The sequence below is a fragment of the Lysobacter sp. F6437 genome (assembly GCF_052547215.1).
Map to the genome: position 1 here is coordinate 940,012 of NZ_JBQWRB010000001.1, position 26,956 is coordinate 966,967.

General features: G+C 68.3%; 26 protein-coding genes, 4 tRNA genes and 1 other RNA gene. 14 read left to right on the plus strand and 17 right to left on the minus strand.

Going from position 1 to position 26,956, the window contains the following annotated elements; all coding sequences use genetic code 11:
• The first annotated feature begins 1 nt into the window (after position 1).
• Positions 2-583, plus strand: a complete 582-nt coding sequence (locus ACT9F5_RS04335; RefSeq protein ID WP_445118689.1) for a Maf family nucleotide pyrophosphatase — start codon at positions 2-4, stop codon at positions 581-583.
• 15 nt (positions 584-598) lie between these two features.
• Here the strand turns inward: ACT9F5_RS04335 and ACT9F5_RS04340 are convergent, their stop codons facing one another.
• Positions 599-2,521, minus strand: a complete 1,923-nt coding sequence (locus ACT9F5_RS04340) for a glycosyltransferase family 39 protein (protein ID WP_445118690.1) — start codon at positions 2,519-2,521, stop codon at positions 599-601.
• A 118-nt stretch (positions 2,522-2,639) separates the two neighbouring features.
• Here ACT9F5_RS04340 and ACT9F5_RS04345 point away from each other — a divergent pair, with 118 nt between their 5' ends.
• The 4 genes from ACT9F5_RS04345 to ACT9F5_RS04360 are packed head-to-tail and all read left to right on the plus strand — an operon-like array spanning position 2,640 to position 7,073.
• A complete protein-coding gene (locus ACT9F5_RS04345) occupies positions 2,640-3,599 on the plus strand; it encodes an AAA family ATPase (protein WP_445118691.1) in 960 nt (319 codons plus the stop codon).
• Complete coding sequence (locus ACT9F5_RS04350) at positions 3,600-4,565, plus strand: DUF58 domain-containing protein (RefSeq protein ID WP_445118692.1); 966 nt, start codon at positions 3,600-3,602, stop codon at positions 4,563-4,565.
• Positions 4,558-6,549: a transglutaminaseTgpA domain-containing protein gene (locus ACT9F5_RS04355; RefSeq protein WP_445118693.1), complete on the plus strand. Its 1,992-nt coding sequence runs from the start codon at positions 4,558-4,560 to the stop codon at positions 6,547-6,549. The genes ACT9F5_RS04350 and ACT9F5_RS04355 overlap by 8 nt, the downstream gene beginning before the upstream one ends.
• A gap of 26 nt (positions 6,550-6,575) precedes the next feature.
• Positions 6,576-7,073 (plus strand): Slp family lipoprotein, encoded by a 498-nt coding sequence (locus ACT9F5_RS04360; protein ID WP_445118694.1) that lies wholly within the window; start codon positions 6,576-6,578, stop codon positions 7,071-7,073.
• A gap of 63 nt (positions 7,074-7,136) precedes the next feature.
• Here ACT9F5_RS04360 and ACT9F5_RS04365 read toward each other — a convergent pair whose 3' ends face one another.
• From ACT9F5_RS04365 to dnaX, 4 genes are all read right to left on the minus strand, one after another.
• Positions 7,137-7,487, minus strand: a complete 351-nt coding sequence (locus ACT9F5_RS04365; protein ID WP_445118695.1) for an HIT domain-containing protein — start codon at positions 7,485-7,487, stop codon at positions 7,137-7,139.
• A gap of 135 nt (positions 7,488-7,622) precedes the next feature.
• Positions 7,623-8,219 carry a recombination mediator RecR gene (gene recR, locus ACT9F5_RS04370; RefSeq protein WP_445118696.1) on the minus strand — a complete coding sequence of 199 codons (597 nt, stop codon included), beginning with the start codon at positions 8,217-8,219 and terminating at the stop codon, positions 7,623-7,625.
• Positions 8,220-8,235: 16 nt separating this feature from the next.
• A complete protein-coding gene (locus ACT9F5_RS04375) occupies positions 8,236-8,556 on the minus strand; it encodes a YbaB/EbfC family nucleoid-associated protein (RefSeq protein WP_445118697.1) in 321 nt (106 codons plus the stop codon).
• 102 nt (positions 8,557-8,658) lie between these two features.
• Positions 8,659-10,446, minus strand: coding sequence for a DNA polymerase III subunit gamma/tau (gene dnaX / locus ACT9F5_RS04380; RefSeq protein WP_445118698.1), 1,788 nt, complete (start codon positions 10,444-10,446; stop codon positions 8,659-8,661).
• Positions 10,447-10,655: 209 nt separating this feature from the next.
• Between dnaX and ACT9F5_RS04385 the strand changes: the two genes are divergently transcribed.
• Positions 10,656-10,748 (plus strand) — tRNA-Ser (locus ACT9F5_RS04385).
• A gap of 49 nt (positions 10,749-10,797) precedes the next feature.
• An RNA gene (gene ffs / locus ACT9F5_RS04390) (signal recognition particle sRNA small type) lies at positions 10,798-10,894 on the plus strand.
• Here ffs and ACT9F5_RS04395 read toward each other — a convergent pair.
• Both ACT9F5_RS04395 and ACT9F5_RS04400 read right to left on the minus strand, forming a co-directional pair.
• Positions 10,881-11,669 carry an MBL fold metallo-hydrolase gene (locus ACT9F5_RS04395; RefSeq protein ID WP_445118699.1) on the minus strand — a complete coding sequence of 263 codons (789 nt, stop codon included), beginning with the start codon at positions 11,667-11,669 and terminating at the stop codon, positions 10,881-10,883. The two genes, ffs and ACT9F5_RS04395, sit on opposite strands and share 14 nt — an antisense overlap.
• A 1-nt stretch (position 11,670) precedes the next feature.
• On the minus strand, positions 11,671-12,420 hold the full coding sequence (locus ACT9F5_RS04400) for a 3-deoxy-D-manno-octulosonic acid kinase (RefSeq protein ID WP_445118700.1): 750 nt from the start codon (positions 12,418-12,420) through the stop codon (positions 11,671-11,673).
• Between the two features lie 16 nt (positions 12,421-12,436).
• On the opposite strand from ACT9F5_RS04400, the gene ACT9F5_RS04405 reads away from it, so the two are divergent.
• Together ACT9F5_RS04405 and ACT9F5_RS04410 are read left to right on the plus strand one after the other, a co-directional pair.
• Positions 12,437-13,519: a glycosyltransferase family 9 protein gene (locus ACT9F5_RS04405; protein ID WP_445119495.1), complete on the plus strand. Its 1,083-nt coding sequence runs from the start codon at positions 12,437-12,439 to the stop codon at positions 13,517-13,519.
• 46 nt (positions 13,520-13,565) lie between these two features.
• On the plus strand, positions 13,566-13,886 hold the full coding sequence (locus tag ACT9F5_RS04410; protein ID WP_445118701.1) for a hypothetical protein: 321 nt from the start codon (positions 13,566-13,568) through the stop codon (positions 13,884-13,886).
• 18 nt (positions 13,887-13,904) lie between these two features.
• Here ACT9F5_RS04410 and ACT9F5_RS04415 read toward each other — a convergent pair whose 3' ends face one another.
• Positions 13,905-14,312, minus strand: coding sequence for a DUF6165 family protein (locus tag ACT9F5_RS04415; protein WP_445118702.1), 408 nt, complete (start codon positions 14,310-14,312; stop codon positions 13,905-13,907).
• A 102-nt stretch (positions 14,313-14,414) separates the two neighbouring features.
• On the opposite strand from ACT9F5_RS04415, the gene ACT9F5_RS04420 reads away from it, so the two are divergent.
• Positions 14,415-14,505: transfer RNA gene (locus ACT9F5_RS04420), tRNA-Ser, on the plus strand.
• Positions 14,506-14,731: 226 nt separating this feature from the next.
• Entirely contained in the window at positions 14,732-15,436 is a 705-nt protein-coding gene (locus ACT9F5_RS04425) for a protein phosphatase 2C domain-containing protein (protein ID WP_445118703.1), read from the plus strand.
• A 3-nt stretch (positions 15,437-15,439) separates the two neighbouring features.
• Here ACT9F5_RS04425 and dnaQ read toward each other — a convergent pair whose 3' ends face one another.
• The 3 genes from dnaQ to ACT9F5_RS04440 are packed head-to-tail and all read right to left on the minus strand — an operon-like array spanning position 15,440 to position 17,311.
• Positions 15,440-16,168, minus strand: coding sequence for a DNA polymerase III subunit epsilon (gene dnaQ / locus ACT9F5_RS04430; protein ID WP_445118704.1), 729 nt, complete (start codon positions 16,166-16,168; stop codon positions 15,440-15,442).
• A 25-nt stretch (positions 16,169-16,193) separates the two neighbouring features.
• Positions 16,194-16,646: a ribonuclease HI gene (rnhA, locus tag ACT9F5_RS04435; RefSeq protein WP_445118705.1), complete on the minus strand. Its 453-nt coding sequence runs from the start codon at positions 16,644-16,646 to the stop codon at positions 16,194-16,196.
• Entirely contained in the window at positions 16,643-17,311 is a 669-nt protein-coding gene (locus tag ACT9F5_RS04440; protein WP_445118706.1) for a methyltransferase domain-containing protein, read from the minus strand. The genes rnhA and ACT9F5_RS04440 overlap by 4 nt, the downstream gene beginning before the upstream one ends.
• A gap of 72 nt (positions 17,312-17,383) precedes the next feature.
• Here ACT9F5_RS04440 and gloB point away from each other — a divergent pair, with 72 nt between their 5' ends.
• The 3 genes from gloB (at position 17,384) to ACT9F5_RS04455 (ending at position 20,008) form a co-directional block, all read left to right on the plus strand.
• Entirely contained in the window at positions 17,384-18,163 is a 780-nt protein-coding gene (gene gloB, locus ACT9F5_RS04445; protein ID WP_445118707.1) for a hydroxyacylglutathione hydrolase, read from the plus strand.
• Positions 18,164-18,273: 110 nt separating this feature from the next.
• The gene (locus tag ACT9F5_RS04450; protein ID WP_445118708.1) at positions 18,274-19,149 is read left to right on the plus strand and encodes a transglycosylase SLT domain-containing protein; all 876 of its coding nucleotides are present in this window, start codon (positions 18,274-18,276) and stop codon (positions 19,147-19,149) included.
• Between the two features lie 64 nt (positions 19,150-19,213).
• Positions 19,214-20,008, plus strand: a complete 795-nt coding sequence (locus ACT9F5_RS04455; RefSeq protein ID WP_445118709.1) for an SDR family oxidoreductase — start codon at positions 19,214-19,216, stop codon at positions 20,006-20,008.
• Positions 20,009-20,077: 69 nt separating this feature from the next.
• Here the strand turns inward: ACT9F5_RS04455 and ACT9F5_RS04460 are convergent, their stop codons facing one another.
• The 6 genes from ACT9F5_RS04460 to clpX form a co-directional block, all read right to left on the minus strand.
• The gene (locus ACT9F5_RS04460; protein ID WP_445118710.1) at positions 20,078-22,057 is read right to left on the minus strand and encodes a SurA N-terminal domain-containing protein; all 1,980 of its coding nucleotides are present in this window, start codon (positions 22,055-22,057) and stop codon (positions 20,078-20,080) included.
• A 143-nt stretch (positions 22,058-22,200) separates the two neighbouring features.
• Positions 22,201-22,277, minus strand: a tRNA-Asp gene (locus ACT9F5_RS04465).
• A 39-nt stretch (positions 22,278-22,316) separates the two neighbouring features.
• Positions 22,317-22,391: transfer RNA gene (locus ACT9F5_RS04470), tRNA-Val, on the minus strand.
• 45 nt (positions 22,392-22,436) lie between these two features.
• Positions 22,437-22,709: an HU family DNA-binding protein gene (locus tag ACT9F5_RS04475; RefSeq protein WP_445118711.1), complete on the minus strand. Its 273-nt coding sequence runs from the start codon at positions 22,707-22,709 to the stop codon at positions 22,437-22,439.
• Between the two features lie 223 nt (positions 22,710-22,932).
• Positions 22,933-25,371, minus strand: coding sequence for an endopeptidase La (gene lon, locus ACT9F5_RS04480; RefSeq protein ID WP_445118712.1), 2,439 nt, complete (start codon positions 25,369-25,371; stop codon positions 22,933-22,935).
• 220 nt (positions 25,372-25,591) lie between these two features.
• The gene (gene clpX, locus ACT9F5_RS04485; RefSeq protein ID WP_445118713.1) at positions 25,592-26,887 is read right to left on the minus strand and encodes an ATP-dependent Clp protease ATP-binding subunit ClpX; all 1,296 of its coding nucleotides are present in this window, start codon (positions 26,885-26,887) and stop codon (positions 25,592-25,594) included.
• Positions 26,888-26,956 lie beyond the last annotated feature (69 nt).

The following is a 26,956-nucleotide window of genomic DNA, read 5'->3' on the forward strand; positions in this document are numbered from 1 at the left end:
GATGGCGGTACGACCACGACTGATCCTCGCGTCCACCTCGCCCTATCGACGCGAACTGCTGGCGCGACTGGGCCTGCCGTTCGAGACCCTTCGCCCCGGAACCGACGAGGCCGTCCTGCCCGGCGAAACACCGACCGAGCTGGTCCGGCGCCTCGCCATTGCCAAGGCCACGGACATTGCCGCCCGTCATCCCGACGCGTGGGTGATCGGGTCCGACCAGGTGGCCGAACTGGACGGACACCCCTTGGGCAAGCCCGGTGGCCGCGATGGCGCGATCGCGCAGCTGGGCGCGATGTCGGGCCGCGCGATCGCATTCCGCACCGGCCTGGCGCTGTGCCGTGGCCAGCAATGCCTGAGCACGATCGACACCACCACGGTGCGCTTCCGCCCCCTAACTGCGGACGAGATCGCGCGTTACGTCGATGCCGAGCAGCCGTTCGACTGCGCCGGCAGTTTCAAATGCGAAGGCCTTGGCATCAGCCTGTTCGAGGCGATCGACAGCCGTGACCCGACCGCGCTGGTCGGCCTGCCGTTGATCGAAACCGCCCGCCTGTTGCGCGAGGCGGGTTTCGCAGTGCCCTGACCCGCCCGACTACAGTCAGCGGATATCGACCGGCTGCTCCGGCCAGACTTCCACGCTGCCGTCGCTGCCATGCAGCCGCAGCCCGAGCCAGTGCCGGCCCGGCGAGACGGAAGCGGCGTCGACGCTCGCACTGAAACCCACGCGCGGCTGGTTGGGATCGTTCGCCAGTTGCCAGTAGCGCGCGACCCCGGGGTTCTCCAGCCCGTATTGCGCCTGCGCGACCAGGGCACCATCGAGCGTCACTTCGACACGATCCAGTCCGACGCCGTTCTTGAACGCCCAACCCGCGACCTCGAAGTTCGTGCCGACCTTGGCGCCGCTCACGGGCGTATCGATCCATGCCATCGACGGCGTGGTGCAGGTCGCGCCAGCCGGGGCGTCCACCCCGCGTCCCAGCTTGAACAGCAGGAACCGCTGGTGCCCATGGTCGACGTTGATCACTCGCGGCGGCGGCAACGGCCCGACCATGCCACACAGGTCGTGGTAGCGCTGCAGCAGCGATTTGTAGGGCACGTCGGTCGCGCCGACCACCAGCAGCACCGGCGCATCGCCCCAGTCGGCGCGACCCGACGATTGCAAGCCCCACAACCGCAGTTGCGGCGCACGGCCATGCTTGTGGTTGAGCGAGTGGTCGAGCACGGCGATGCGCGACTCGCCCAAGGCGAAGCCCAACTCGGCACCGAGCTTGAAGTTTCCAGCGACGATCCGGGTGTCGTCGGGCATCTGCGCGCGCGCGAGTCGCACCGCCTCCTCCAGCTCGTTCCAGCCGGCGAAGTTGGACGGATACCACTTCTCCGCCGCGGTCCGCGCCCGCAGGTCGGGAACCGACACCGCGACGTAATAGCCGAGCATCGCGACCAGCCCGAGTCCGGCCAGCCCCCAGGTCGCCCCTCGCAGCCAGCGCGGCCATGCCGCGAGCACGGCCGGCAGCAACGGCAACAAGGCGAGGTAGCCAGGAAGTGGCCAGTGGAAACTGACGCGCTCGGTATCGGCAAAGAACCCGAGCGCGAAGAAGCCGAGCACCACCAGCCCGCCAAGCAATGCGAAATAGCGCGAGGTCGAGGAGGCACTCCGGTTGCCGCGCCAGCTCGCCGAAGCCAGCGCCACGAACAGCAGCGGCGTGACCAGCAACGCCTGGATCGCGATGAACCACAGGCCATCGACATGGAACGCCCAGGGATGGCGGTCGACCAGCTGGAAACGCAGGCCGGCATCGGCGTTGTCGAAGTTCCATGCCACCAGCGGGGTCCACGCCGCTGCACCGATCGCGATCGCGGTCCAGACGCGGGCATCGCGCAGCAGTTTCCGGCCATCCGCCAACAACAACAGGACCACCAGTCCAACCCCGATCACCGCGATGAACCGGTAATGGCTCAACGCGCCGATGGTCAACCCGAGCGCAAGTTCCAGCGCGCCGCCGGCAGTCACGTGGCGCAACAGCCGCGCGCCGGCGTCGACACACAACAACGTCGCCAGCGCCATCGCCGCGTCCGGCAGGGCCAGCAGCCCAAGCGTGCCCGACAGCGGCAGCAGCAGCGCGAAACAACCGGCCTGCCAGCCGTAGACCTCGCCGTGTTCGCGGGCGGTGATCCGCATCGCCAGCAACGGCACCAGCGCAGCAATCAGCAGGAACGGCAGCCGCAGGCCGAGCGCGGTGTCGCCACCGAGGGTGACGCCCAGCCGTGCGAGCCATGCGGTCAGGCCCGGCAGGTCGGAATACGCCGGCGCCAGGTGCTGCCCTTCGAGCCAGTAGAACGCCTCGTCGACGAACAGCGGCAACCGCGCGGCGACCAGCAGCTTGATCGCGAACACCACCGCGAACAGCCCCCAGAACAGCCGACGTGCATTCGCCGCCTCCGGCTGTGACCACGATGAAGCCGGGCCGGAGAAGGGTGATCGCGGTGGCACGACAGGCGACGGGCGTTCCCGCATGGACATGTGACCTCGGTAGACTCGGATGATCGTGGCCGCAGCAAACACCACGGCATCGCTGGCTTGACCCGCGATGCCGGCAAGGGTTCCGCAATGCGGCCGGGCAGCTTCCTGGAGAGTACGAATGGCGGTATCCGCAACCCCGGCTTCGGCGAGCATGCTACCCGACCACCTGCGCGCTGCCCTTGACGGCGCACAGACGCAGGTCAACTCGCTGGTGCTGGGCAAACCGCACGAGGTACGGCTGGCATTCGTGGCCCTGCTGTCGGAGGGGCACCTGCTGATCGAGGACCTGCCCGGCCTCGGCAAGACCACCTTGGCGCATGCGCTTGCCGCGACCCTCGGGTTGCAGTTCCAGCGCGTGCAGTTCACCTCCGACCTGCTGCCGGCCGACATCGTCGGAGTCTCGGTGTTCGACCCGCAGGCGCGACGTTTCGAGTTCCATCCCGGCCCGATATTCACCCAGGTGCTGCTGGCCGACGAGATCAACCGCGCGCCACCGCGCACGCAAAGCGCGTTGCTGGAAGCGATGGCCGAACACCAGGTCACCGTCGACGGCACCAGCCACGCGTTGCCGTCGCCTTTCTTCGTGATCGCCACGCAGAATCCGGTCGACCTGTCGGGCACCTATCCGTTGCCGGACTCGCAACTCGACCGCTTCCTGTTGCGGCTCGCACTGGGCTATCCGGGCGAAGACGCGGAGCGTGGCCTGCTGGCCGGTGCCGACCGCCGCAGCCTGATCGCGCAGGCGCGGCCGCTGCTGACCGCCGACGACGTGATCGCGGCACGCGCGGCGGTCACGTCCGTGCATGCCGGCGATGCCCTGATCGGCTACGTGCAGGCGTTGTTGACGCGCAGCCGCAAGCATCCGGGCGTGCGGGTAGGGCTGTCGCCACGCGCGGGGCTGGCGTTGTTGCGGGCAGCGCGGGCTTATGCGTTGCTGCTCGGTCGCTCCCATGTACGTCCCGACGACGTGCAGGCGCTGTTCACCGCGGTCGCGGCGCATCGACTGGTTCCCGAAGCCGATGCCGGCAACGATGCGGCGCTGGCCAAGTCGATCCTGCACGCGGTGCCGGTGGACTAGATGTTGTCGACGGCCTTGCGGCGTCTGCATGACCTGGCGCTGGTGTGGACGCGCCCGCGCGAACCCGAAGCGCTGCCGGCGCGTTTCCACCGCCGCCGGGTCTATGTGCTGCCGACCCGGTTCGGGCTGTTCTACGCCGTGTTATTGCTGGTGATGCTGCTGGGCGCGCTGAACTACAACAACAACCCCGCGTTGCTGCTCGGGTTGCTGCTCGGTGGGGCGGGACTGGCCAGCCTGGTTGCCGCGCAGTTGCAGTTGACCGGGCTGGCGGTGGTCGCGATCGAGGCCGAACCGGTCGCCGCCGGTACCGACCTGCTGCTGCGGGTGCATGCGCACGCCGATGACGGCCGGCGCCGCCGTGGCCTCGCGGTCGGCCTGGAACCGTCGCCGTCGCGCGAGGCGGTACTCAACCTCGAACAGGGCCGTGGCGAAGCCGGGTTGCCGCTGCCGACCGTCGAGCGCGGCTGGCTGGACCTGCCGCGGCTCAAAGTCTCGACCACCCGGCCGCTGGGGCTCGCGCGGGCATGGTCCTACGCATGGTCGCAGGCGCCACTGCTGGTGTACCCGCGCCCCGAAGCCGACGGCCCGCCATTGCCAAGCGGTTCCGGCGACCGCGTACAGAGCCGGTTGCATCCCAGCGGCGACGACGTCCACCACCTGCGCAGCTACCGTCGCGGCGACTCGCGCCGGGCGATCGCGTGGAAGCCTTCGGCGCGACGCGACACCCTGCTGGTACGCGAGTACGAGCAGCCGTTGGGCGCCGACATCGTGCTCGACTGGCATGGCCTCGGGCCGCTGCCGTACGAGGCGAGGATCTCGCGGTTGGCACGCTGGGTCGACGAGGCCGAACGCGATGGCCGCCGCTACCGGATGGCCCTGCCCGGCCAACCCCCGATCGGCCCCGACCAGGGGCCAGTCCACCGCCATGCCTGCCTGCGCGCACTGGCGCTGATGCCACATGGCTGAGCACGTGCCGACCCCAACCCCGCAACTCGACCCCGGCAGCCGGCGCTGGGCGCTGGTCGCCGCCGCGGCCTGCCTGTTGCCGCTGCTGCTGCAGTTGCCGGCGGCGCTATCGATCACGGTCGCGGCAGCGGCGGTACTGGTGGCGACGCTGTCATGGCGGCGACCGATGCACGGCCTGCTGCGGGCGGTGCTCGCAGTCGGACTGCTCGGCACGGTGCTGGTCCTGACCAACTTCGGGATCGGCCGCGACACCGGCTGCGCGGTACTCGCGGCGATGCTGGCGATCAAGCCGGCCGAGACCTCCACCCTGCGCGACGCCCGCAGCCTGATTGGCTTTGCCCTGTTCGCCCCGTTTGGCACGTTCCTGCTCGACCAGGGGCCGCTGGCGCTCGCGCTCGGACTGGTCGGCGCGCTGCTGGCCCTGTGCGCGCTGCAACGATTGGCCGACCTGGAATCGGGCGATGCGCTGGCGACGGGCGCCGGCCGCCGGTTGGCGGGCATCGGCCGCCTGCTGGCGATCGGGTTGCCGTTGGCACTGGCCGCGTTCTGGCTGTTCCCGCGCCTGGGCTCGCCGATGTGGGGCGTGCCGGAGCGTGCACTCGGTCGGCCGGGCCTGTCCGGCGAGATGACGCCGGGGCAGTGGATCGACCTGATCGCCGACGACACCCCGGCGTTGCGGGTGCGCTTCTTCGGCGCGACCCCGCCAACCTCGCAGATGTACTGGCGCGGCCCGGTGATGTGGCACTACGACGGCCGCAGCTGGACGCGCTCGGACTGGCTGCGCTCGCTGCCGCCGGCCGAGGTACAGCACGGGCCGACGCGCTGGGATTACGAAGTCGAGATCGAGCCGACCGACCGCCGCCAACTGGTCGCGCTCGAACTGCCGCTGGCCGCGCCGGACGGCACGCGGCTCAACCACGACCACGAATTGCTCGCGCCGCGACCGTTGACCTCGCTGACGCGCTGGCGCATGCAGTCGGCACGGCCACTGGCCTACGAGCCGCAACTGCGGCCGGTCCTGCGTCGTGCCGCGTTGCAGTTGCCGGCCGGTTACAACCCGCGCACCCATGCACTCGCCCGGCAATGGCGCGCAGAGGCGGGCGACGATGACGCTGCGATCGTGCAGCGCTCGCTGGACTGGGTCCGCAGCGAGTTCGCCTACACCCTCGACACCCCACTGCCCGGCCGCAACGCGGTCGACGAATTCCTGTTCGACCAGCAGGCCGGCTTCTGCGAGCACTACAGCTCGGCGTTCGTGGTGCTGATGCGCGCCGCCGGGATCCCGTCCCGGGTCGTCACCGGCTACGTCGGCGGTTACCGCAACCCACTCGGCGACTACTGGCTCGTGCGCCGTTCCGACGCGCACGCCTGGGCCGAGGTATGGCTGGACGGCCGCGGCTGGGTCCGGGTCGACCCCACCGCCGCGGTCGCGCCCGAGCGCATCTACGACACCATCCACGATCGCCTGCCCGGCGCGGACGGCCTGCTGGGCGGCGTATTCGGCGCCGGCAGCGACTGGTTCAACGCCGGCGACTGGTTGCGTCGCGGCTGGAACAACCTCGTCCTCGGTTTCGACGCCGACCGCCAGGCACGCATGCTGCGACCACTCGGGATCGAACGGCTCGACGGCGTGCGGCTGGGGCTGCTGTTCGCGCTGTCGGTGCTGCTGGCCCTGCTCTGGATGGCCTGGTTGAGCCGTCGCGGCGAGCGCCAGCCCGATCCGGTGTTGCGCGCCTGGCACGCGCTGGACAAACGTTACCGTCGTCTGCACCTGGGCAGGGAGCCGTCCGAGAGCGCGCTGGCATGGGCCAAACGGGTCAGCCAGGCCAAGCCCGAGCTGGGCACGGAACTGCAGCGACTCAGCCAACGTTTCAGCGATTGGCGCTACGCTGGGGATCACCCGGGCGCGGCACGGGCCCTGGAAACACGCCAGCTGGTCCGCGCCCTGCGCGCCCACCGGCCACGCAACGGAGAACCTCGATGAAACCTCTCCCAATGAAAGGTGTCCCGATGAAGACCACCCGAATGATTCGATGGGCCGCGCTTGCGTTGGCTCCCACGCTGCTGGCCGCGTGCGCCACCCAGCCAAAACCGCTGCAGGGCGAGTTCGCCCAGATCAGTCCGCGCGATGCCGCCAGCACCGACCGCGCCGGTGCGATGGTTCGCTGGGGCGGCCGCATCGTGCAGGTCGAGCCGAAGCCCAACCGCACCTGCTTCGAGATGATCTCGACCCGCCTGACCGCCTCCGGCCGTCCGTACTGGGCGACCGACGACGTCGGCGGCCGCTTCATCGCCTGCCGGGACGGCTTCTACGATCCGGCGCTGTTCGAGAAGAACCGCGAAGTCACCTTCACCGGTCGCATCGACGGCTACGAAAGCCGCCGGATCGGCGAGTACGACTACCGCTTCCCGCGGGTCGCCGCCGACGTCGTCTACCTGTGGCCGGTGCGCGAGCGCGTCGACGTCGTGACCCGTCCGGCACCGTGGCCGTGGTGGGGCTGGTGGTGAGTCGGGACCGCAACGAGAAACGCCCGGGCTGACCGGGCGTTTCCTTTTACGGCGAAGCCTGCGTCACTTTGGCGTGCCGAACCGTCCCAGCGGTGCACCGGCCAGCAGGTGCAGGTGGATCTGGAACACGGTCTGCCCGCCATGCTCGTTGCAGTTCATCACCACCCGGTAGCCGTCCTCGGCGAAGCCTTCGCTCCTGGCGTATTGCGCGGCCGCGTAGGCCAGCCGGCCGATGACCGCGGCCTGGTCCGGGGCGAGGTCGTCGAGGGTCGCAATCGGCGTCTTCGGCACGAACAACACATGCACCGGCGCCTGCGGAGCGATGTCGCGAAACGCGATCAGGTGCTCGTCTTCGTACACGATGTCGGCGGGGATCTCGCGCCGGATGATCTTGTCGAAAATGGTGTCGGTCATGATGGTTCCTTGATCGATGGCGCTATTGTCCGCCAAGGGGACTTCCTTCGGGGCGTAGGGGCGGTTTCAGCCACGATCGGAAATCGTTCGCTCGTACCGGTTCCAGATCGCGGCTGAAGCCGCTCCTACAAAACCCTATGGCATTTCGCTGCGGCTGCCGAACGCGTGCGACAGGGTGCCGCGGTCGACGTACTCGAGTTCGCCGCCCAGCGGCACGCCGTGGGTCAGGCGGCTCGGCCGCACCCGGTGCTTGCGGGCCAGCTGGCCGAGGTAATGCGCGGTCGCCTCGCCTTCGACGGTCGGGTTGGTCGCGATGATCATCTCCGACACCTCGCCCTCGGCCAGCCGCTCGCCGAGCCGGTCAAGCCCGAGTTCGTTCGGACCGATACCGTCGAGCGGGCTCAACCGGCCCTGCAGCACGTAATAGAGGCCGCGATAGCCGGTGGCCTGCTCGATCGCCAGCCGGTCGGCCGGACTCTCCACCACGCACAGCTGCTGCACGTCGCGCGAGGCGCTGGCACAGGTCGCGCAGACCTCGTCCTCGCTGAAGTCGCGGCAGCGGCTGCAATGGCCGACCTTCTCGACCGCCGCGGCCAATGCATCGGCCAGCCGCCGGCCGCCGTCGCGCTCGCGTTCGAGCACGTGGTAGGCCATGCGCTGGGCGGATTTCTGGCCGACGCCGGGCAACACCCGGAAGGCTTCGATCAGCTGTTCGAGCAGCGGCGAGGTCATCGAGCGACGACGCCGGTCAGAACGGCATCTTCATCCCGGGCGGCAACTGCATGCCCGCGGTGGCTGCGCCCATCTTCTCCTGCGAGGCGACGTTGATCTTGTTGACCGCGTCGTTGATCGCCGCGGCGATCAGGTCCTCGGCCATTTCCGGGTCGGCCAGCACGCTGGGGTCGATCCGCACCTTGCGGCACTCCATGCGGCCGGTCATGGTCACGTTGACCATGCCGCCACCCGAGTTGCCGGTGGTCTCGATGTTGGCCAGTTCTTCCTGCGCGCGCTGCACGTTTTCCTGCATCTTCTGCGCTTGCTGCATGAGTTGGGCGATGTTTCCGCGCATGTCGTTTACTCGTTGGCTGGGCAAATGGAAGCCGTCACGAACGACGGCCGTACTGTCAGTGGAATGATGGCGACGGGGCCGTGGTTCAAGGGCCCCCCTCCGTCATGCGTCATGGAACGGACGGATCGAATCCGGCACGACCCGGGCGCCGTGCTGGTCGATCAGGCGCTGCACCTCGGGGTCGTTCATGAACGCCTGCTCGGCGGCGACCTGGCGTTCGTCGCGCACGCGTTCGGTGCGCCGGCGCAGCGATTCGGCGGGGCGATCCGAAAGTTCGAACTGGATCCTCGGCGGCGCGCCGAACAGCGGCGCGAGGGCCTGGGCGATCTCGTTGACCAGCGCCGGCTTGTTCAGCAGTTCGTCGCCTTCGGCCAGGACCAGTGCGAGGGTGCCGTCACCGCTGCGGATGAAGCCGGCATGCTCGGCCAGGACCCGCGCCGGCCCCCGGAGCTCGCAGCGGGTAAGCCAATCGAGCCAGCCCTCGGCGTCGACGATGGCACCGTCCGGGAATCCGGGCGCCGACGCGGGTTGCGTGCCGTGATCCTGCGGAGTGTCCCCGCGCTGTTCCGGGGGTGCCGCCGCAGGGACGATCGGTTCGGCCACGCGATGGCTCGATGCGGCAGTTGTCGCAACTACATCCGCCGGCACCACGACGGCGGGCTCGGCTGGGGAAGTATAGATCGCACCCGACGAGGCCTCAGCAACGGGCATCGAATCGTCATTTTCCGCGCGCGCCACCGGAAGCGGGCCGGCTGGCGTCGACGCCCCGGACCGGCGCGTGGCGGGCACTGCCCGGGGCTCACCGCCCTCACCCGCCGGACGGAACGCCAGCATCCGCAGCACGCTCATCTCGAACCCGGCACGCGGGCTTGGCGCCAGCGGCAGGTCGCGGCGGCCGTGCAGCGCCATCTGGTACCACAGCTGCACCAGTTCCGGCCGCAACCGTCCCGCAAGACCATCGACATCGACCCCGTCGGTCTCGACCGCCGCGGACGGGACCAACTGCCGCACCTGGATCCGATGCAGCGCCTCGGTCAACGCCTCCAGCACGCTGCCCCAGTCGGGCGAGAACTCGGCCAGCGCCGCCACCTCGGCCAGCAACGCTTCACCATCGCCGTCGGCCAGCGCATCCAGCAGGGCGCCGACACGGGTGTGGTCGACGCTGCCGAGCATGGTCGCGACCGCGGCGTCGGTCAGCTCGCCGCCGGTATACGCGATCGCCTGGTCGAGCAGCGACAGGCCATCGCGCAGGCTGCCGTCGGCAGCCTTGCTGAGCTGGCGCACCGCGCCGGACTCCACCGCGATGCCCTCGGCGTCGAGGATCTTGTTGATCTGCCCGCTGATCTGGGCCTCGTCGAGCCGCTTGAGGTTGAACTGCAGGCAGCGCGACAGCACCGTCACCGGCAGCTTCTGCGGGTCGGTGGTGGCCAGCAGGAACTTCACGTGCCCCGGCGGCTCTTCCAGCGTCTTCAGCAACGCGTTGAACGCCGCCTTCGACAGCATGTGCACTTCGTCGATCAGGTAGACCTTCATGCGCCCGCGCGACGGCATGTACTGGGCGTTCTCGATCACCTCGCGGACATCGTCGACGCCGGTGTTGGAGGCCGCGTCGATCTCCAGCAGGTCGAGGAAGCGGCCGGCGTCGATGTCCATGCACGAGTTGCACTCGCCACACGGCTCCGCCGAGGTGCCGCGTTCGCAGTTGAGCGACTTGGCGAAGATCCGCGCGATCGTGGTCTTGCCCACGCCGCGGGTGCCGGTGAACAGGAAGGCGTGGTGGACGCGGCCACTGTCGAGGGCGTTGGTCAGCGCGCGCACCACGTGCTCCTGCCCGACCAGTTCGGCGAAGCGCCTGGGGCGCCATTTACGGGCGAGGACGAGGTAGGACATCGGTACCTTTTGGGAGTCCGGCAAGGTCGGTGGTCGCGACGGTTCGCGCCACCCGACGGGTTCCCGGGCATTGTGCCATGGCCCCGGATGCGGGCCGCCGGCCCATCACCGCGCTTGCTGGCAGGCCCCGCCACCGCTAGACTTTGCGGCCCGCTGGCGGCGCGATGCCGTCCGCGGGGGCCTGCGTATTCAGGCGCTGTGTTCAGTGCGGAGAGGTGTCCGAGTGGTTGAAGGAGCACGCCTGGAAAGTGTGTAAGCGTCTAAACCGCGCTTCGGGGGTTCGAATCCCCCTCTCTCCGCCAGTTTTACCGGCAAGAAGTACCAGCAGGTCAGCAAGTCTCTGTGGTGGCCCCGTCGGCCCCTCGCGACGCTAGGTCGAAAACTCCGCCAGGGCCGGAAGGCAGCAACGGTATTGACTGACGCGGGTGCCGAGGTCAGCCGGCGGGGTCATCGCCTTTCCGGGCTTCGTCCGGGCGCACTTGCGCCGCACTGGTATCGGCGAGGTCGACGACTTCGCCCCGATACCCCACCCGGTAACCGCGCGCGGCCAGCATTTCGCCCTCGGCGATGCTGGCGTAGTGATAGAGCAGGCAGCGGTCGAGCAGCTCGCGCGGGTACTCGCGCTCCAGGTCATCGATCCCGCTGTGCGACGGGTTGCCGTGCAGCGCGCAGTCGTGGGCGACCAACTCGCCGGCGTCGGCGAACCGCGCCAGCACTTCCGGAATCGGCCGGGTGTCGCCGGTCCAGACCAGGCTGCCGCGCAGGCGCAGGCCGAATGCGGTGTCGGGCCAGTGGTGCCGCGCCGGGAACACCTCCAGCCGCACACCGTCATGCCAGAACGCCTCGCCGACCGGAATCACCTGGAACGCATCCCAGAAATTCGCGCCGCCCTCGGCCAGCGCATTGGGGTAGTCGCCGACGCGCTGGTGCAGCAAGGGCACCAGCTTGGCCGGCACGTACAGTCGCACCTTGCCGCGCCGCTCTTCATTGAAATAGCTGCCGACGAACAGCCGCTCGAATCCCCCGACATGGTCGAGGTGGGTGTGGGTTACGAACAGTGCCCTTGGCATCCCGCCGTATTGCGTGAGATAGGCGGTCAGGCCTTCTCCACCGCAGTCGATGGTCAACCATGGCTTGCCATCGCGCTCGATGGTGGCCATCGCCGAGCCCAGCTCGACCGCCGAGGAGTTGCCGACACCGTTCAGTCGCAATGCCCAACCCATGTCAGTAGCCCCGGGCCCAGATGCGATCGTAGGTATCGCGAAGCCGTGCGAAATCACGCTCGACCGCTTCGACCGGCCGATCGCCGCGCAACTTCAACAATGACCGCTTGAGCCGTTTGAGGTTTCGCTCGCGCCAGCCGGTCGCGGGGATATGCATCCGTCCGCGGTCGAGGTCGATCACCCAGCCCTGCCCGGTCGTGTCGAACAACAGGTTGTGCGCGTTGAGGTCGGCATGGTCGAGTCCGGCGCGATGCGCGCGCGCAACCAGCCGGCCGGCCTCCTCCCACGGCGCACCGTCTCCGGCCACCATGGCGCGGTCGGCCAGCGTGCGTACGTCGGGCAGGCGTTCGATCAGGATCGCCGCACGGTAGTACAGGCCTTCGCGCCGGTAGCATGCCGCGATCGGCCGCGGCACCGGCACGCCCTTCTCGGCAACGGCGCGGGTCAGGCGGAACTCGGCGAAACTGCGGGTGTCGTCCGCACCCCGCCACAGGTAGCGATCGCGGTTGAATCGGGCCACCAGCCCGCCGCGCAGGTAGCGCCGCAGCACCGACTGGCCGAACGGCGCGTCCACGAACCACGCTCCACCGCGTCCCCCGCTCTCGACCGGGCGGGCCTTGCCGTCCCAGTATGCTGGCGAGAACCATTCGGGATCCGCTTGCCGCACCCGCGTCAGGTCGAACAGAATCGCACCGTATCCGCTGGCGTCGCGGAACGGCGTCAATCCCTCAGTGGCGTCATACCCCGTCATCGCCCGGAGTCTAGCAATTACCGCCACGCACGCATCCGCCCCCGCGCCCGCCTCGATCTGCCTGCTGCGACTGTCGGCGCTCGGCGACGTCACCCATGTCGTGCCACTCGTGCACACGCTGCAGTCGGCCTGGCCCGGCACGCGCCTGTGCTGGGTGATCGGCAAGGGCGAGCGGCGGTTGCTCGAAGGCCTGCGAGGGGTCGGACTGATCGAGTACGACAAGAAGTCCGGCCTGAGCGGCATGTTGGAATTGCGGCGCCGGGTGCGGCAGGACCACGATCTGCCGTTCGAGGCGTTGTTGCAGATGCAGGTCGCCGCGCGCGCGAACGTGCTGTCCGCCTTCATCCCTGCGCGGACCCGTGTCGGCTACGACCGCGCGCGCTCGAAGGACGGCCACGGGTTGTTCGTCAACCGCCGCATCCCCGACCGCCCCGGCATCCACGTGCTCGACGCGATCGGCAGCTTCTGCGAGCCGCTGGGCCTGCGCCAGACCGAAGTGCGCTGGGACCTGCCGGTCCCGGACGCCGCGCGCGAGTGGGCCGCCGCGCAATGGCCGGCCGACGGCAAGCCGACGCTGATGATCTCGCCCTGCTCCAGCCACGTCCGGCGCAACTGGCATGCCGACCGTTACGCCGAAGTGGCCGACCACGCGATCGACCGCGGCTGGCGGGTGGTGCTGTGCGGCGGTCGCAGCGAACTGGAGCGGCAGGCCGGCGACGCGATCATCGCGGCGATGCGCGACACGCCGCTGGACCTGATCGGCAAGGACACCCTCAAGCAACTGCCGGCGCTGCTGGAGCGCGCGCAACTGGTGATGACCCCGGACTCGGGCCCGATGCACATCGCCAACGCGATGGGGACCAAGGTGCTGGGGCTGCATGCGGCAAGCAACCCGGTCCGCAGCGGCCCCTATTCGGATCGGCGCTACTGCGTCGACCGCTATGACGATGCCGCGCGCAAATACCTCGGCAAACCCGCCGCCGACATCGCGTGGGGAACCAAGATCGAGCATGACGGCGTGATGGACCTGGTCACCGTCGACGATGCTGTCGCGGCGTTCGAGCGTTACCGCACCGACCATCCACATATGGGAGCGTAGGCTGCACGGCCACGTTCCGTGATCGACCACTTTTCAGGAGTTCCCGATGGCAGCCTGGTTCACCGCGGTCGCACCGTTCCTGCCCGACATCATCCAGATGGCAAAGCCGATCTTCACCCGCAGCAAGGGCGAGGAAAAGGCGCCGGACCTGGTCCCGCGACAGATCGCCGAACTGCAGGACGCGGCGGCACAGAACGCCGAATCGGTGCGGGTACTCGCCGCGGAAATGCAGCAGACGCTGACGGCGCTGCAGCAGGCATCCGGCGAGCTCGAACGCAAGCTGGAGCGCGCCAACCGGCTTTCACTGGTGGCCGCCACCGCCGCCGTGCTGGCGTTCGCGGTCGCCGCCTACGCTCTGGCGACGTAGGCGCTACGCGGATCCGGTTCAGGGCGCGCCCGCGGACCCGTAATCCTCGTACGACTTTTCCTCGACGTAGGCCGAACCCAGCGCGGCATTGATCTCGCGCTTCAGCCGGGCGCGCTCGTCGTTCTGGAAGTAAACGCTGCGGGCCAGCTTGATGAAGCCCTCGTCGAAGGCCTGGGCCTTTTCCTTGATCCGGATGTCGTCCTCGATGTCCCACAGGCGTTCGTTGACCGCCTTGAGGTCCGCGCGCAGGCGCACGATGTCGGTATTGGCGGCCGGATGCCCCAGCCAGGTCTTCTCCAGCGCCGACAGTTCGTTGCGGACATTGGCGAGCTTGGCCGGATCGCTCATGCGCTCGGACTTGATCTGCAGGATCGCGATCTTGTCGAGCAATTCGCCGAAGGACACGGGGACCAGGATTTCCGACATGACGCCGCCATCGAGAATAGAGGGGCGGACAGTGTAGCGCCGGCACGAAAGATCTTGTCGCGGCGGCGATCGCCCCGTATCATTTCCGGCTCGACTGCACCCGGAGAGGTGGCAGAGCGGTTGAATGTACCTGATTCGAAATCAGGCGTACGTTAATAGCGTACCGGGGGTTCGAATCCCCCCCTCTCCGCCAATGTTCCAGGAAATGGGCTGCTTGCAGCCCTTTTTCTTGAGCGGCAGTAACTGCCTGCCGCTTTCGCCTGATGGGCATGACGCCCTGCCCACCTCCCCTGCCTGCTTCCTTGGTGTTTCCATCGACGCCATCCGGACGGGGGTCGCCTTGCCTCGCGGCCGCCACGCCACGATGATTCCGTTATTCCGTCAGAAGAGCCCGACAACGCGACCGGCATGACCGACCCATGATCGAATTCGGACACCTGACCCACGTCGGCCTGCGTCGCGAGCTCAACGAAGACAGCTATTACGGCGACAGCGAACTGGGATTGTGGCTGGTGGCCGACGGCATGGGCGGGCACGAGTACGGCGAGGTCGCCAGCGCGCTTGCACGGGAGACCATCGTCCGCGAGGTCCGCGACGGCACCCCGCTCGCGCAGTCGATCCGGATCGCCGACGAGGAGATCATCCGCACCTCGCGCCGTCGCCACGACGCGCTGCCGATGGGCACCACCGTGGTCGCCGCGCGCGTCGACGGCAACCGGTTCGAGGTGGCCTGGGTCGGCGACAGCCGCGTCTACCTGTGGCGCGACGGGCAACTGGCCCAGCTTTCTCAGGACCACAGCTACGTGCAGGAGCTGATCGCCAACGGCGCGATCACCCATGAGCAGGCGCGCAGCCATCCGCACCGCAATGTCGTCACCCAGGCCCTGGGCGTGACCGACCCGCGCAACCTCAACGTCGAGACCATGACCGGCGAGTTGCAACCCGGCATGCAGCTGCTGCTATGCAGTGACGGCCTGACCGAAGAGGTCGACGACCGCAGCATCGCCCGCGTGCTGGGACACCAGGATTGCAGCGCGCAGGAATGCGTCGACAGCCTGGTCGCCGCGGCGCTGGACGGGGGCGGTTCGGACAACGTCACCGTGGTGCTGGTGCGCAGCCACTAGCGGTCAGGCCGGGACCGCCTGTTCGGCTTCGGTCGCCACGTCCCACAGCGCACGCCCGGCCTTCTTGCGCAGGCCGGCCAGCCGCGCCTCGTGGGCGGCCCGCTCGTCGTCGGAAACCAGCACGCGCGGGCGCGGGCGGCTCAGGTCGACCTTGAATTCCACCGCGGCAGCCGCGCCCGGCTCCGGCGTGGGGGCGCCAAAACCGATTTCCTCCTGCCCCGAAGTCAGGCCGATGTAGACCTCGGCGAGCAGTTGGGCGTCGAGCAATGCGCCGTGCAACTGGCGGTGGGCATTGTCCACGCCCAGCCGCTTGCACAGCGCGTCCAGCGAATTACGCTGGCCGGGATAGCGTTCGCGGGCAAGCCGCAGGGAGTCCTCGATCGCACAGCGGTCGGCCAGGCAACCGTGCCGGGCGCCGGCCATGCGCAGTTCGTTGTCGAGGAAGCCGACGTCGAACGCGGCGTTGTGGATCACCAGCTCGGCGCCGTCGATGAACTCGAGGAACTCCTCGACCACCTCGGCGAAGCGCGGCTTGTCGGCGAGGAACTCCAGGGTCAGGCCGGTAACCTCCTGCGCGCCCTGCTCGAACTCGCGATCCGGGTTGAGGTAGCGATGGAAGGTGCGGCCGGTCGGGCGTCGCTCGACGAACTCGACGCAGCCGATCTCGACCACGCGGTTGCCGCGCTCCCAGCTCAGGCCGGTGGTTTCGGTATCGAGGATGACTTGGCGCATGGGAGCCAGTGTAAGCGGCGTGCGGCTACCCGCGCAGCTTGATCGCCTCGTCGCGCGCGAGCACGTCGACGCGTTCGTTGTCGGGGTTGCCGGAGTGGCCCTTGACCCAGCGCCAGTCGATCACGTGGCGCTGCGCTGCGGCATGCAGGCGCTCCCACAGGTCGCGGTTCTTGACCGGGGCGCCAGCGGCGGTCTTCCAGCCGCGCCGCACCCAGTTCGCCATCCACTGGGTGATGCCCTGGCGCACGTACTGGGAGTCGGTGTGGAGGACGACCTCGCAGGCCTCGCTGAGGGTTTCCAGCGCCGCGATCGCGGCCATCAGCTCCATCCGGTTGTTGGTGGTGTCGGCTTCGCCGCCGACGACTTCGCGTTCGCGGCCCTTGCAGCGCAACAGCGCGGCCCAGCCGCCGGGGCCGGGGTTGCCGAGGCAGGCGCCATCGGTGTGGATTTCAACGGTCTTTCTGGAATCGGAGGTCATCCGCCCATTATTGCCGAGCGCAACCGCAAGCGGGTGGGCGGAATGGGCGCGCGCACCCGCTTGCCAACAGTCAATGCCAACCCGGCGCGCAGGCGGTCGGTCGCACCGATGCCGGCTTCGCCATGGCCGACCCGCCAGTGCGGCCCCAACCATTGCAGGCTGACCGAGTTGCCGGAGAATCCGGCGCGACGCAACGCGGCCTGCCAATGCCCGGGGTCGCGTGCGCGCAGGCCGGTGCCAGCCCAGCGGAAGCGGTAGGGCGTCCACGGGTTGAGCGCCGCGAGCCAGAGGGTGCCGCCGGGGGCAAGCACGCGCGCGCATTCGCCCAGCAGCGCATCGGGGTCGGACGCGTCGTCGAGCACATGCTGCAGCAGCACCGCACCGAGGGTTTCGCTGGCCAGCGGGAGCGGCAGTCCGCTGTGCACGGCGCCGACCCAGTGCCGATGTCCGCGCTGCAGCAGCAGGCCGCGTCCCGCCGCGGATGGCGGCTCGGCGGCGGTCACGCCGAGCCAGGTCCACGGCAGGCCGGGAGGCGAGCGCCGCAGTATCCGCTCGACCGCGCCGGCTTCGGTCGCCAGCAGGCCTTGTCCGGCCTCGCTCCCGAACCAGTCGAAGGGCGTGCCGGGCGGTGGCTGGATTTGACGCTGGGGTGCGGTCGCGAGCATGGTCCCGGTGCGTGAAAAGGTCGATGGCGGCCTGATTCTGCGCCAGTCCGCCACCTGGCCCAAGGAATTCCGATGCAACTGCAGGCCCTGCCCGCGCTGTCCGACAACTACATCTGGGTGCTACGCGATGACGCTGGCGGCGCGGTGGTGGTCGATCCGGGCCAGGCCGGGCCAGTCGTGGACGCGGCCACCTCCGGCGGCTTCCGCCCCACCGCGGTGCTGTTGACCCACCACCATCCCGACCACATCGGTGGCGCCGCGGAGCTGCAGGCGCGCTGGCCCGGGTTGCCCGTGTTCGCTCCATGCGACGACCGGATCGCCTGCGACCCCACCCGGGTCGGAGATGGTGAGCGGATCACCGCCGGCGGATACGCGTTCGACGTGATCGCCGTCCCAGGTCACACCACCAGCCATGTCGCGTTTCACCTCGATGCCGGCCGCGAAAGCCTGCTGTTCTGTGGCGACACCCTGTTCAGCCTGGGCTGCGGGCGGCTGTTCGAGGGTAGCGCGGCGCAAATGCACGGGTCACTATCCCGGCTGGCCGCGTTGCCGGACGCCACCCGCGTCTGCTGTGGCCACGAGTACACCTTGTCCAACGCGGCGTTCGCGCGCGTGGTCGAACCCGACAACCCGGCGCTGCGGCGCCGCACCGAGGAAGCCCAGGCAATGCGACAGGCCCAACGCCCCACCCTGCCCAGCACGATCGCGCAGGAGCGCGCCTGCAACCCGTTCCTGCGTTGCGACCAGCCGGCGGTCATCGCCGCGGTCGAGCAACGGCTGGGACGCGGGCCGGACGGGCCGGTGGAGGTATTCGCCGAACTGCGGCGCTGGAAAGACGGGTTCAGTGCATGACACGGGCGTCAAGACGCCTTGTCGCGGCCGTGTCCGGCGTCCTGCTGGCAGTCGCACTGGCGACCCAAGCCGCGGTGGCGTCGGGTGTCACGGGCCCGGCGCAGCCTCCCGTGCCTGCAGCCGATGACACCACCCGCAACGGCCAGGAGATCTACCGGCAGTTCCGCGAAGGCCTGGCAACCCCGACCTGCGGGCCGGAAGTCAGCGCGCGCTGGAGCAAACACTTCGCCGCCGCGCCCAAGCGCCTGGCGACCGCCGATGCGAACACCCTGGCGTTGTTCGGTTACGTGGTCGACAACCTGCGGCAATCCAGCCTGCCCACCGAATACGCACTGATCCCGTTCGTCGAAAGCGGTTACAAGCCCGCCGCGCGCAGCTCGCTGGGCCCGGCCGGGCTGTGGCAGATGATCAAGCGGACCGCCCGCGACCACGACGTGACAATCCGCAACGGCTACGACGGGCGTTTGTCGCCGGTCGACTCCACCCGCGCCGCGGTGCGTTACCTCAAAACCCTGCACGGCATGTTCGCGGGCGACTGGCGGCTTGCGGCAATGGCCTACAACGCCGGTGAGTACCGCATCCTCGGGGCGCTGAAGCGCAGCGGCCAGGTCGCCCGTGAAGCCCGCCCGGCCGAACTGCCCGGGCTGTCGGGCATCACCCACGCCTACGTGCGCAAGCTGCACGCGCTGGCGTGCGTGCTGACCGCGGCCGGGGACCGCGAACCGTGGCTGCAGGCGCTCGATCGCCCGGTGCCGCGGCTGGAGGTGGTGACCGTGCCGGGCGGGATCGACCGGATCGAGGCATGGGCCGCGGCCAACGACCAGGATGCGGAGCGCCTGCGCCGGCTCAACCCGGTGTTCGTCGATGGTCGCATCCGCCACGGTGCCACCCCTGTGCAACTGCTGGCACTGGCCGATGACCCGGTCGACGGCGTGGCGGCACCCGCAGCGACGACCGAGGCGGGCGTTGCCGCCGGTGGCAACTAGGGCGCAGGTACACTAGCGCCTTACCGACCAGGTCCGGGTCGGCACCCACCACCGAGGAGCACCCATGGGTTTCCTGCAAGGCAAGCGCGCACTGATCACCGGCATCGCCAGCGAGCGTTCCATCGCCAGCGGCATTGCCGAGGCGATGCACGCACAAGGCGCCGAACTGGCGTTCACCTACCAGACCGAAAAGCTGAAGTCGCGCGTGGAGAAGGCTGCCGCCGCATATGGCAGCGACATCGTGTTGCCGCTGGACGTCGCCGAGGACGGCAGCATCGCCAACTGCTTCGAGCAACTCGGCCAGCGCTGGGACGGCTTCGACATCCTCGTCCACGCGATCGCCTATGCCCCGCGCGAGGCGATCGCCGGCCAGTTCCTCGACGGCCTCACCCGCGAGAACTTCGCGATGGCCCACGACATCTCGGCCTACTCGCTGGCGGCGCTGGCCAAGGCCGCGCGGCCGGCGATGGCCGGACGCAACGGCTCGATCCTGACCCTGTCCTACCTCGGCGCCGAGCGCGCGCTGGAGGGCTACAACGTCATGGGCGTGGCCAAGGCCAGCCTCGAAGCGACCGTGCGCTACCTCGCCTACAACCTCGGCCCGGAGGGCATCCGGGTCAACGCCGTGTCCGCCGGCCCGATCAAGACCCTGGCCGCGGCCGGCATAGCCGGCTTCCGCAAGATCCTCGGCCACGTCGAAGAGAACGCCCCGTTGCGCCGCACCGTGACGATCGAGGACGTCGGCGGCGTCGCCGCGTTCCTGTGCTCGGATCTCGCGGCTGGCGTCACCGGCGAGGTCACCTACGTCGATGCGGGCTACAACATCCTCGGGATGACCGGACTCGGCAAGGAAGAGTGATGCGCCGGTTGCTCCGGCAACGGTAACGGCAACGAAAAAGCCCGGCTCGAAGCCGGGCTTTTTCGTTGCTCAGAGGTTCTGCTCGACGACCTTGACCTTCATGTCCTTGCGCATCGCCGCCACCAGTGCGGCCGCTTCGTCCGCGCCGGCGACCTGTGCCAGTTGCTGCCGCAGCTGTTCCAGCTGTTGCGGTGGAAGCTCGGCGGCATTGCCGGGAACCACCTTGTCGACGGTGAACAACACGGTCGTCCCATCAGCCAGCACCTGCCGTCCCGGGGTCACCTTGCCCTCGGCAGGCGCCGCGGCGACGAAGATCGCCTCCGATACCGATTGATCCACCAGCGGGGCGCCACGCGGCACGCCCGGCACGGACTGCGGCGCCGGCAACGAAGCGGTGGTGGCGACCTCGGCAAGGGTCTTGCCACCAGCCACTTGCGCCAGCAATGCATCGGCACGCTCGATGGCGGCCTTGCGGGCACGGTCGGCACGGACCGCCGCCACCACTTCACCACGGACCGTGGCCAGCGGCTGCGCCTGCTCGGGCATGTGGTCGGTCACGCGAATCCAGACGTTGTGGCCCGGCGCAACCTCGATCGGGTCGCTGACGGTGCCGTCCTGGACCAGCGCTTCCGAGAACGCCGCGCGCTTGATCGCGGGGCTTGCCGCGAGGCCTTCGCTCGCCTCACGTGAAAACGGCCCGAGCTTCTGCACCGTCGTACCCGCGGCGGCGGCGGCCGGGGCCAGCGCACCCGGATTCTGCAGCACGGCGTCGACCACGGCGCTCGATGCGTCGCTGAAGGCGCGCTCGCGATCGGCCTGGACCTGCTCGGCGGCCAGGGCATCGCGAACCTGTTCGAACGGCTCCTGCTCCCCGGCGCGGACTTCGCGCAGCTGGATAACGTGCCAGCCGAAATCGCTCCGGACCGGATCGCTGACCTGGCCAGGCGCCATCGCGAACAGCGCATCCGAAAATGCGCCCGGCATCATGTCCTTGCTGATCCAGCCGAGGTCGCCACCGCTCGCGCTGGAGCCGGCGTCATCGCTGCTGGCCGTGGCGAGCGCGGCGAAATCGGCACCCTCGGCCTGGGCCTGGGTGGCCAATTCACGCGCCTTGGTTTCGGCGGCCTGCCAGGCCGCGGCATCCGCGCCCTCGTCGACGTTGACCAGGATGTGCGAGGCCAGCCGCTGCGACTCTTCCGTGTAGCGCGCCTTCTCCTGCTCGTAGCGGGCGCGCAGCGTCGCCTCGTCGGCCACCGCTGGCGCCGGCATGGTGTTGGCGTCGAGCTCGATGTATTCGATGGCGACGCTCTCGGGTGCGCGGTAATCCGACTCGTGGGCCTTGTACCAGGCCTGCACTTCGGCATCGCTGACCGCCGCCGTATCGGCCTCCGCGGCCGGGATGACCAGCAGGCTGACATCGCGACGCTCGCCCATCAGCCGGATCAGGCGATCCATCTCGCCCGTGGTGATGAAGTTGCTGCCGGCCACCGTGCTCGCCATCAGCGATTGCTGCAGGCCCTCGCGCACGAGCTGGTCGAACTGCGCCGGGCTCTGTGCCGGCACCTGCGAAGCGAGGGCCAGCTGGTAGCGCTGCAGGTCGAACTTGCCGTCGACCTGGAACGCCGGGATGGCCTGGATCGCATCACGCACCATCGCATCGCTGACCTTCACCCCGGCCTTGTCGGCGGCCATCGCCTGGACCTCCTGGTCGATCAGGGTGTCGAGCACGGCGCGCTTGTTCTCGAAGCTCTCGAAGGCGCGCGCGTCGAACGCGTCGCCCTGGGTGGCGCGCTGCTGCTGGCGCACCTGCTCGAACTGCTGGCGGAACTCGTCGACCGTGATTTCCTCGTGGCGCCAGAACACCGACACCGGCCAGAACGAAGGCGCCGAGTTCCACCAGATCGGCGGTGCCTCGAGCGACGCGACGGTGGTGTTGCTGCGCTGGCCCATGTACTGCTCGAGCCCGAAGAACGCAAAGGGAATGATCAGCAGGCCGAGGATCACCGTGGCGATCCAGCCGGAGGTCTTTTCGCGGAGTTTCTGCAGCATGGTCCAGTCGCGTCGAAAGGCGGAAGCCGCACAGTCTAGCGCGGTTGGCCGTGACCAGTCCCGTCGGCACGGCGACGAAACCCACGCGGCGCGCAGCAAAAAAACGCCGGGAGATCTGCTCTCCCGGCGTTCGACATCAAGACTGGCGGAGTGGACGGGACTCGAACCCGCGACCTCCGGCGTGACAGGCCAGCATTCTAACCAACTGAACTACCACTCCGCACTTTGAAACTGTCCCGCAACTGTTCCGCCCGGTGCCTGGTGGGTGCTGAGGGTTTCGAACCCCCGACCCTCTCCGTGTAAAGGAGACGCTCTACCACTGAGCTAAGCACCCTGGGTACAGTACCGATGCGTTGTTCAGCATCGGCGGGCAAGCTGCTTAGTTTACAGCGTCCTTCAGGGCTTTGCCAGCCTTGAATGCCGGGTTCTTCGACGCCTTGATCTTGATCGCCTCACCGGTCTTCGGGTTGCGACCCTGGCGAGCGGCGCGCTTGCGGACCTGGAAGGTACCGAAGCCGACCAGCGTCACCGTGTCACCCTTCTTGAGGGCCTTGGTGATGACACTGACCATCGCGTCTACTGCGTTGGCGGCGTCGGTCTTGGACAGCTCTGCAGCGTCGGCGACGCTGGCAACAAAATCACCCTTGTTCATTCGTTTGGACTCCCTGTGCGGATTGGCCCGCATTGTTCTGAGAATCGAAGCACCCCCCGCGCACGGCGAGCCTTCGACCGACCTTGCCGCACCGCAGGACATGGGCGTCGCTGTGGTGCGGTTGCCAGTTGTTATACCAGCGGCATTTTGGGGGTGCAAGCCGGAAACGTAGCAATGACGCGGGTTTCAGCCGATTCATGCATTTTGCGTCGGATCATGCCGATTAGTGCTTGACGCCAGCCCGGGAAGCGGGTTCGTTTTTGTCGTGCACCGGCAGGACCCCACCGCCCGAGGCAGGCATCGGGGTAAGCGGACGCTCAAGCGCCACGTCGAGCACTTCGTCGATCCACTTGGCGGTGATGATCTTGAGTCCCTGGGTCACGCTCCTGGGCAGGTCTGCCAGGTCCTTCTTGTTCTCTTCCGGGATGACTACCGTGGTGATGCCACCACGCAGCGCCGCCAGCAGCTTCTCCTTCAGTCCGCCAATCGGCAGCACGCGGCCACGCAAGGTGATTTCGCCGGTCATCGCGACTTCGGCCCTCACCGGGTTGCGCGTCAACGTCGACACCAGGGCGGTGGCCATCGCGATGCCGGCGCTGGGACCGTCCTTGGGTGTCGCCCCCTCGGGCACGTGCACGTGCACGTCCTGCTTCTGCAGGAAGTCCAGGTCGATCCCGAGCCGCTCGGTGCGCGCACGCACAACCGACAACGCGGCCGAGGCCGACTCCTTCATGACGTCGCCCAACTGGCCGGTCAGCATCAACTGGCCCTTGCCCGGCACCAGGGTGGTCTCGACCTGCAGCAACTCGCCACCGACCTCGGTCCAGGCCAGCCCGGTTACCAGGCCGATCTCGTTCTGTTCCTCGGCGCGGCCGAAGTCGAAGCGCCGCACGCCCAGGTACTTGTCGAGGTTTTTGGAGTTGACGCTGGTAGTTTTCGCCTTCTTCTGCGGACCGGCCAACGCGACTTCCTTGACCACCTTGCGGCAGATCTTCGAGATCTCGCGCTCGAGGTTGCGCACGCCGGACTCGCGTGTGTAGTAACGCACGATGTCGCGCACCGCCGACTCCGCCAGTTTCAACTCGTCGGGCTTCAACCCGTTGGCCTTGATCTGCTTGGGCAGCAGGTAGCGCATCGCGATGTTGACCTTCTCCTCCTCGGTGTAGCCCGGGAGCCGGATCACTTCCATCCGGTCCAGTAGCGGGCCGGGGATGTTGAGCGAGTTGGAGGTGGCGACGAACATCACCTCGCTGAGGTCCAGGTCGACTTCCAGGTAGTGGTCGTTGAAGGCGTGGTTCTGCTCGGGGTCGAGGACCTCCAGCAACGCCGATGACGGGTCGCCACGGAAGTCCATCGACATCTTGTCGATCTCGTCGAGCATGAACAGCGGGTTGCGCGTGCCGGTCTTGTTGAGGTTCTGCACGATCCGCCCCGGCATCGAGCCGACGTAGGTGCGGCGGTGGCCGCGGATCTCGGCCTCGTCGCGCACGCCGCCGAGGCTCATCCGCACGAACTTGCGGTTGGTCGCCTTGGCGATCGACTGGCCGAGCGAGGTCTTGCCCACGCCCGGCGGCCCGACCAGGCACAGGATCGCGCCCTTCATCTGCTTCACCCGGGTCTGCACGGCGAGGTATTCGAGGATGCGTTCCTTGACCTTCTCCAGTCCGAAGTGGTCGGCGTCGAGCACGTCCTGCGCTGCCTTGAGGTCCTTGCGCACTTTGCTGCGCTTCTTCCACGGCACGCCCAGCAGCCAGTCCAGGTAGTTGCGCACCACCGCGGCCTCGGCCGACATCGGCGACATCTGCTTGAGCTTGTTGAGCTCGGATTTGGCCTTGGCCTCGACCGGCTTGGGCATGCCGGCGGCGGCGATCTTGCGGGTCAGCTCCTCGATGTCGTTGGGCGCGTCGTCGATCTCGCCCAGTTCCTTCTGTATCGCCTTCATCTGCTCGTTGAGGTAGTACTCGCGCTGGCTCTTCTCCATCTGGCCCTTGACCCGGCCGCGGATGCGCTTCTCCAGTTGCTGGACGTCGATCTCGCCGTCGACCAGTCCGACCAGTTGCTCCAGCCGCGCGCCGATCCCGTCGGTCTCGAGCAGCTTCTGCTTGTCACCGATGCGCACGCCGAGGTGCGCGGCGATGGTGTCGGCGAGGCGGCCCGGCTCCTCGATGCCCGAGAGAGTCTGCATCAATTCCGGCGGCAGCTTGCGGTTGGTCTTGACGTATTGCTCGAACAGGCCCATCAGCGAACGGGTGATCGCCTCCAGTTCGCGTTCCTCGCGGTCGACCACCGGCTCGATCGGATCGGCATGGCCGGCCAGGGCACCATCGCGTTCGACGATCGCACCGACCCGGACCCGCGACACGCCCTCGACCAGCACCTTGATGGTGCCATCGGGCAGCTTCAGGAGTTGCAGCACGTGCGCGAGCGTGCCGATCTCGTATAGGTCGTCGCCGGCCGGGTCATCGGTCTCGGCCGTCTTCTGCGCGACCAGCAGGATCCGCTTGTCGGCCTCCATCGCCTGGTCGAGCGCGCGGATCGACTTGTCGCGGCCGACGAACAGCGGGATAACCATGTGCGGGAACACCACGACATCGCGCAGTGGGAGCACGGGAAGGTCGAGCACTTCGCGCTCGACGGGGTCGCGATCGAGGGATTCGGTCATGGATGGCTCCGGGACATCAGGTGGCCGGGCACGCGTGGCGCCGGGCCGGAAATGGGCAAGCGCCGGCTTTGCCGGGGCCTTGGCCACGGTTATGGGGGCCGGCGCGCGAGGATGCAAGCAACGCGTGCGTTCAGCTGGCTTGGGGTCGCGTATTCCCCAAATAAAACAGCCGCTTGCGGGTGCAAGCGGCTGTCGGGGTCGAACCTGCGGATCGGGCGGTTCAGTCGCCCGAAGCGGCCTTCTGCGGCGCGGCGGCCGGAGGGGTCTGGTAGATCAGGTACGGCTCGGTCTTGTGGTCGATCACCGACTCGTCGACGACGACCTTGCTGACGTTCTCAAGCGACGGCAGCTCGTACATGGTGTCGAGCAGCACCGACTCGACGATGGTGCGCAGGCCGCGCGCACCGGTCTTGCGCTTGAGCGCCTTGCGCGCGATCGCGACCAGCGCGTCGGGGCGGAACTCCAGTTCCACGCCTTCCATGTCGAACAGCTTCTTGAACTGCTTGGTGATCGCGTTCTTCGGCTCGGTCAGGATGGTGACCAGGGCTTCCTCGTCCAGTTCCTCCAGGGTCGCGACCACCGGCAGGCGGCCGACGAACTCGGGGATCAGGCCGAACTTGATCAGGTCTTCCGGCTCGACCTCGGCCAGCACCTTGCCGATCTCGGTCTTGCGCTCGGAACTCTTGACCTTGGCGCCAAAGCCGATGCCGCCGGCCTCGGTGCTGCGCTGCTGGATGATCTTGTCCAGGCCGGCGAACGCACCTCCGACCACGAACAGGATGTTGCGGGTGTCGACCTGCAGGAATTCCTGCTGCGGATGCTTGCGCCCGCCCTGCGGCGGCACGCTGGCGACGGTGCCCTCGATCAGTTTAAGCAACGCCTGCTGCACGCCCTCGCCCGACACGTCGCGGGTGATCGACGGGTTGTCCGACTTGCGCGAGATCTTGTCGATCTCGTCGATGTAGACGATGCCCTGCTGCGCCTTGTCGACGTCGTAGTCGCACTTCTGCAGCAGCTTCTGGATGATGTTCTCGACATCCTCGCCAACATAACCGGCCTCGGTCAGCGTCGTGGCATCGGCCATGGTGAACGGCACGTTGAGCATGCGCGCCAGCGTCTCGGCCAGCAGCGTCTTGCCCGAGCCGGTCGGGCCGACCAGCAGGATGTTGGACTTGGCCAGCTCGACGTCGTCGTTCTTCTGCCGGCTCTCGATCCGCTTGTAGTGGTTGTACACGGCGACCGCGAGCGTGCGCTTGGCACGCGCTTGGCCGATCACATACTGGTCGAGGACTTCCAGGATCTCCCTGGGCTTGGGCAGGTGGCTGCGGGCCGACTGCGCCTTCTCCTCGAGTTCCTCGCGGATGATGTCGTTGCACAGCTCGACGCACTCATCGCAGATGAACACGCTGGGGCCGGCAATCAGCTTGCGGACCTCGTGCTGGCTCTTGCCGCAGAACGAGCAGTACAAGATCTTGGTGCTGTCGCCGGTGCTGCGGCCCTGTCGGTCGTCGGTCATGCGTATGCCTGAAGGTTCATTTGCCGGACCCGCCTTGCGGAGGCGGGTCCGTGTCGCGATCCGAGAATA

Bases quoted from the DNA above. Each gene is read 5' to 3' on its own strand.
- rnhA (WP_445118705.1), bottom strand. From the start codon at position 16,646: ATGACCTCCGATTCCAGAAAGACCGTTGAAATCCACACCGATGGCGCC.
- dnaX (WP_445118698.1), bottom strand. From the start codon at position 10,446: ATGTCCTACCTCGTCCTCGCCCGTAAATGGCGCCCCAGGCGCTTCGCC.
- ACT9F5_RS04400 (WP_445118700.1), bottom strand. From the start codon at position 12,420: ATGACGGGGTATGACGCCACTGAGGGATTGACGCCGTTCCGCGACGCC.
- lon (WP_445118712.1), bottom strand. From the start codon at position 25,371: ATGACCGAATCCCTCGATCGCGACCCCGTCGAGCGCGAAGTGCTCGAC.
- ACT9F5_RS04415 (WP_445118702.1), bottom strand. From the start codon at position 14,312: ATGTCGGAAATCCTGGTCCCCGTGTCCTTCGGCGAATTGCTCGACAAG.
- ACT9F5_RS04360 (WP_445118694.1), top strand. From the start codon at position 6,576: ATGAAGACCACCCGAATGATTCGATGGGCCGCGCTTGCGTTGGCTCCC.
- ACT9F5_RS04425 (WP_445118703.1), top strand. From the start codon at position 14,732: ATGATCGAATTCGGACACCTGACCCACGTCGGCCTGCGTCGCGAGCTC.
- ACT9F5_RS04455 (WP_445118709.1), top strand. From the start codon at position 19,214: ATGGGTTTCCTGCAAGGCAAGCGCGCACTGATCACCGGCATCGCCAGC.
- dnaQ (WP_445118704.1), bottom strand. From the start codon at position 16,168: ATGCGCCAAGTCATCCTCGATACCGAAACCACCGGCCTGAGCTGGGAG.
- ACT9F5_RS04395 (WP_445118699.1), bottom strand. From the start codon at position 11,669: ATGGGTTGGGCATTGCGACTGAACGGTGTCGGCAACTCCTCGGCGGTC.
- ACT9F5_RS04335 (WP_445118689.1), top strand. From the start codon at position 2: ATGGCGGTACGACCACGACTGATCCTCGCGTCCACCTCGCCCTATCGA.
- clpX (WP_445118713.1), bottom strand. From the start codon at position 26,887: ATGACCGACGACCGACAGGGCCGCAGCACCGGCGACAGCACCAAGATC.
- ACT9F5_RS04375 (WP_445118697.1), bottom strand. From the start codon at position 8,556: ATGCGCGGAAACATCGCCCAACTCATGCAGCAAGCGCAGAAGATGCAG.
- recR (WP_445118696.1), bottom strand. From the start codon at position 8,219: ATGACCTCGCCGCTGCTCGAACAGCTGATCGAAGCCTTCCGGGTGTTG.
- ACT9F5_RS04350 (WP_445118692.1), top strand. From the start codon at position 3,600: ATGTTGTCGACGGCCTTGCGGCGTCTGCATGACCTGGCGCTGGTGTGG.
- ACT9F5_RS04475 (WP_445118711.1), bottom strand. From the start codon at position 22,709: ATGAACAAGGGTGATTTTGTTGCCAGCGTCGCCGACGCTGCAGAGCTG.
- gloB (WP_445118707.1), top strand. From the start codon at position 17,384: ATGCAACTGCAGGCCCTGCCCGCGCTGTCCGACAACTACATCTGGGTG.
- ACT9F5_RS04355 (WP_445118693.1), top strand. From the start codon at position 4,558: ATGGCTGAGCACGTGCCGACCCCAACCCCGCAACTCGACCCCGGCAGC.
- ACT9F5_RS04460 (WP_445118710.1), bottom strand. From the start codon at position 22,057: ATGCTGCAGAAACTCCGCGAAAAGACCTCCGGCTGGATCGCCACGGTG.
- ACT9F5_RS04340 (WP_445118690.1), bottom strand. From the start codon at position 2,521: ATGTCCATGCGGGAACGCCCGTCGCCTGTCGTGCCACCGCGATCACCC.
- ACT9F5_RS04345 (WP_445118691.1), top strand. From the start codon at position 2,640: ATGGCGGTATCCGCAACCCCGGCTTCGGCGAGCATGCTACCCGACCAC.
- ACT9F5_RS04410 (WP_445118701.1), top strand. From the start codon at position 13,566: ATGGCAGCCTGGTTCACCGCGGTCGCACCGTTCCTGCCCGACATCATC.
- ACT9F5_RS04440 (WP_445118706.1), bottom strand. From the start codon at position 17,311: ATGCTCGCGACCGCACCCCAGCGTCAAATCCAGCCACCGCCCGGCACG.
- ACT9F5_RS04365 (WP_445118695.1), bottom strand. From the start codon at position 7,487: ATGACCGACACCATTTTCGACAAGATCATCCGGCGCGAGATCCCCGCC.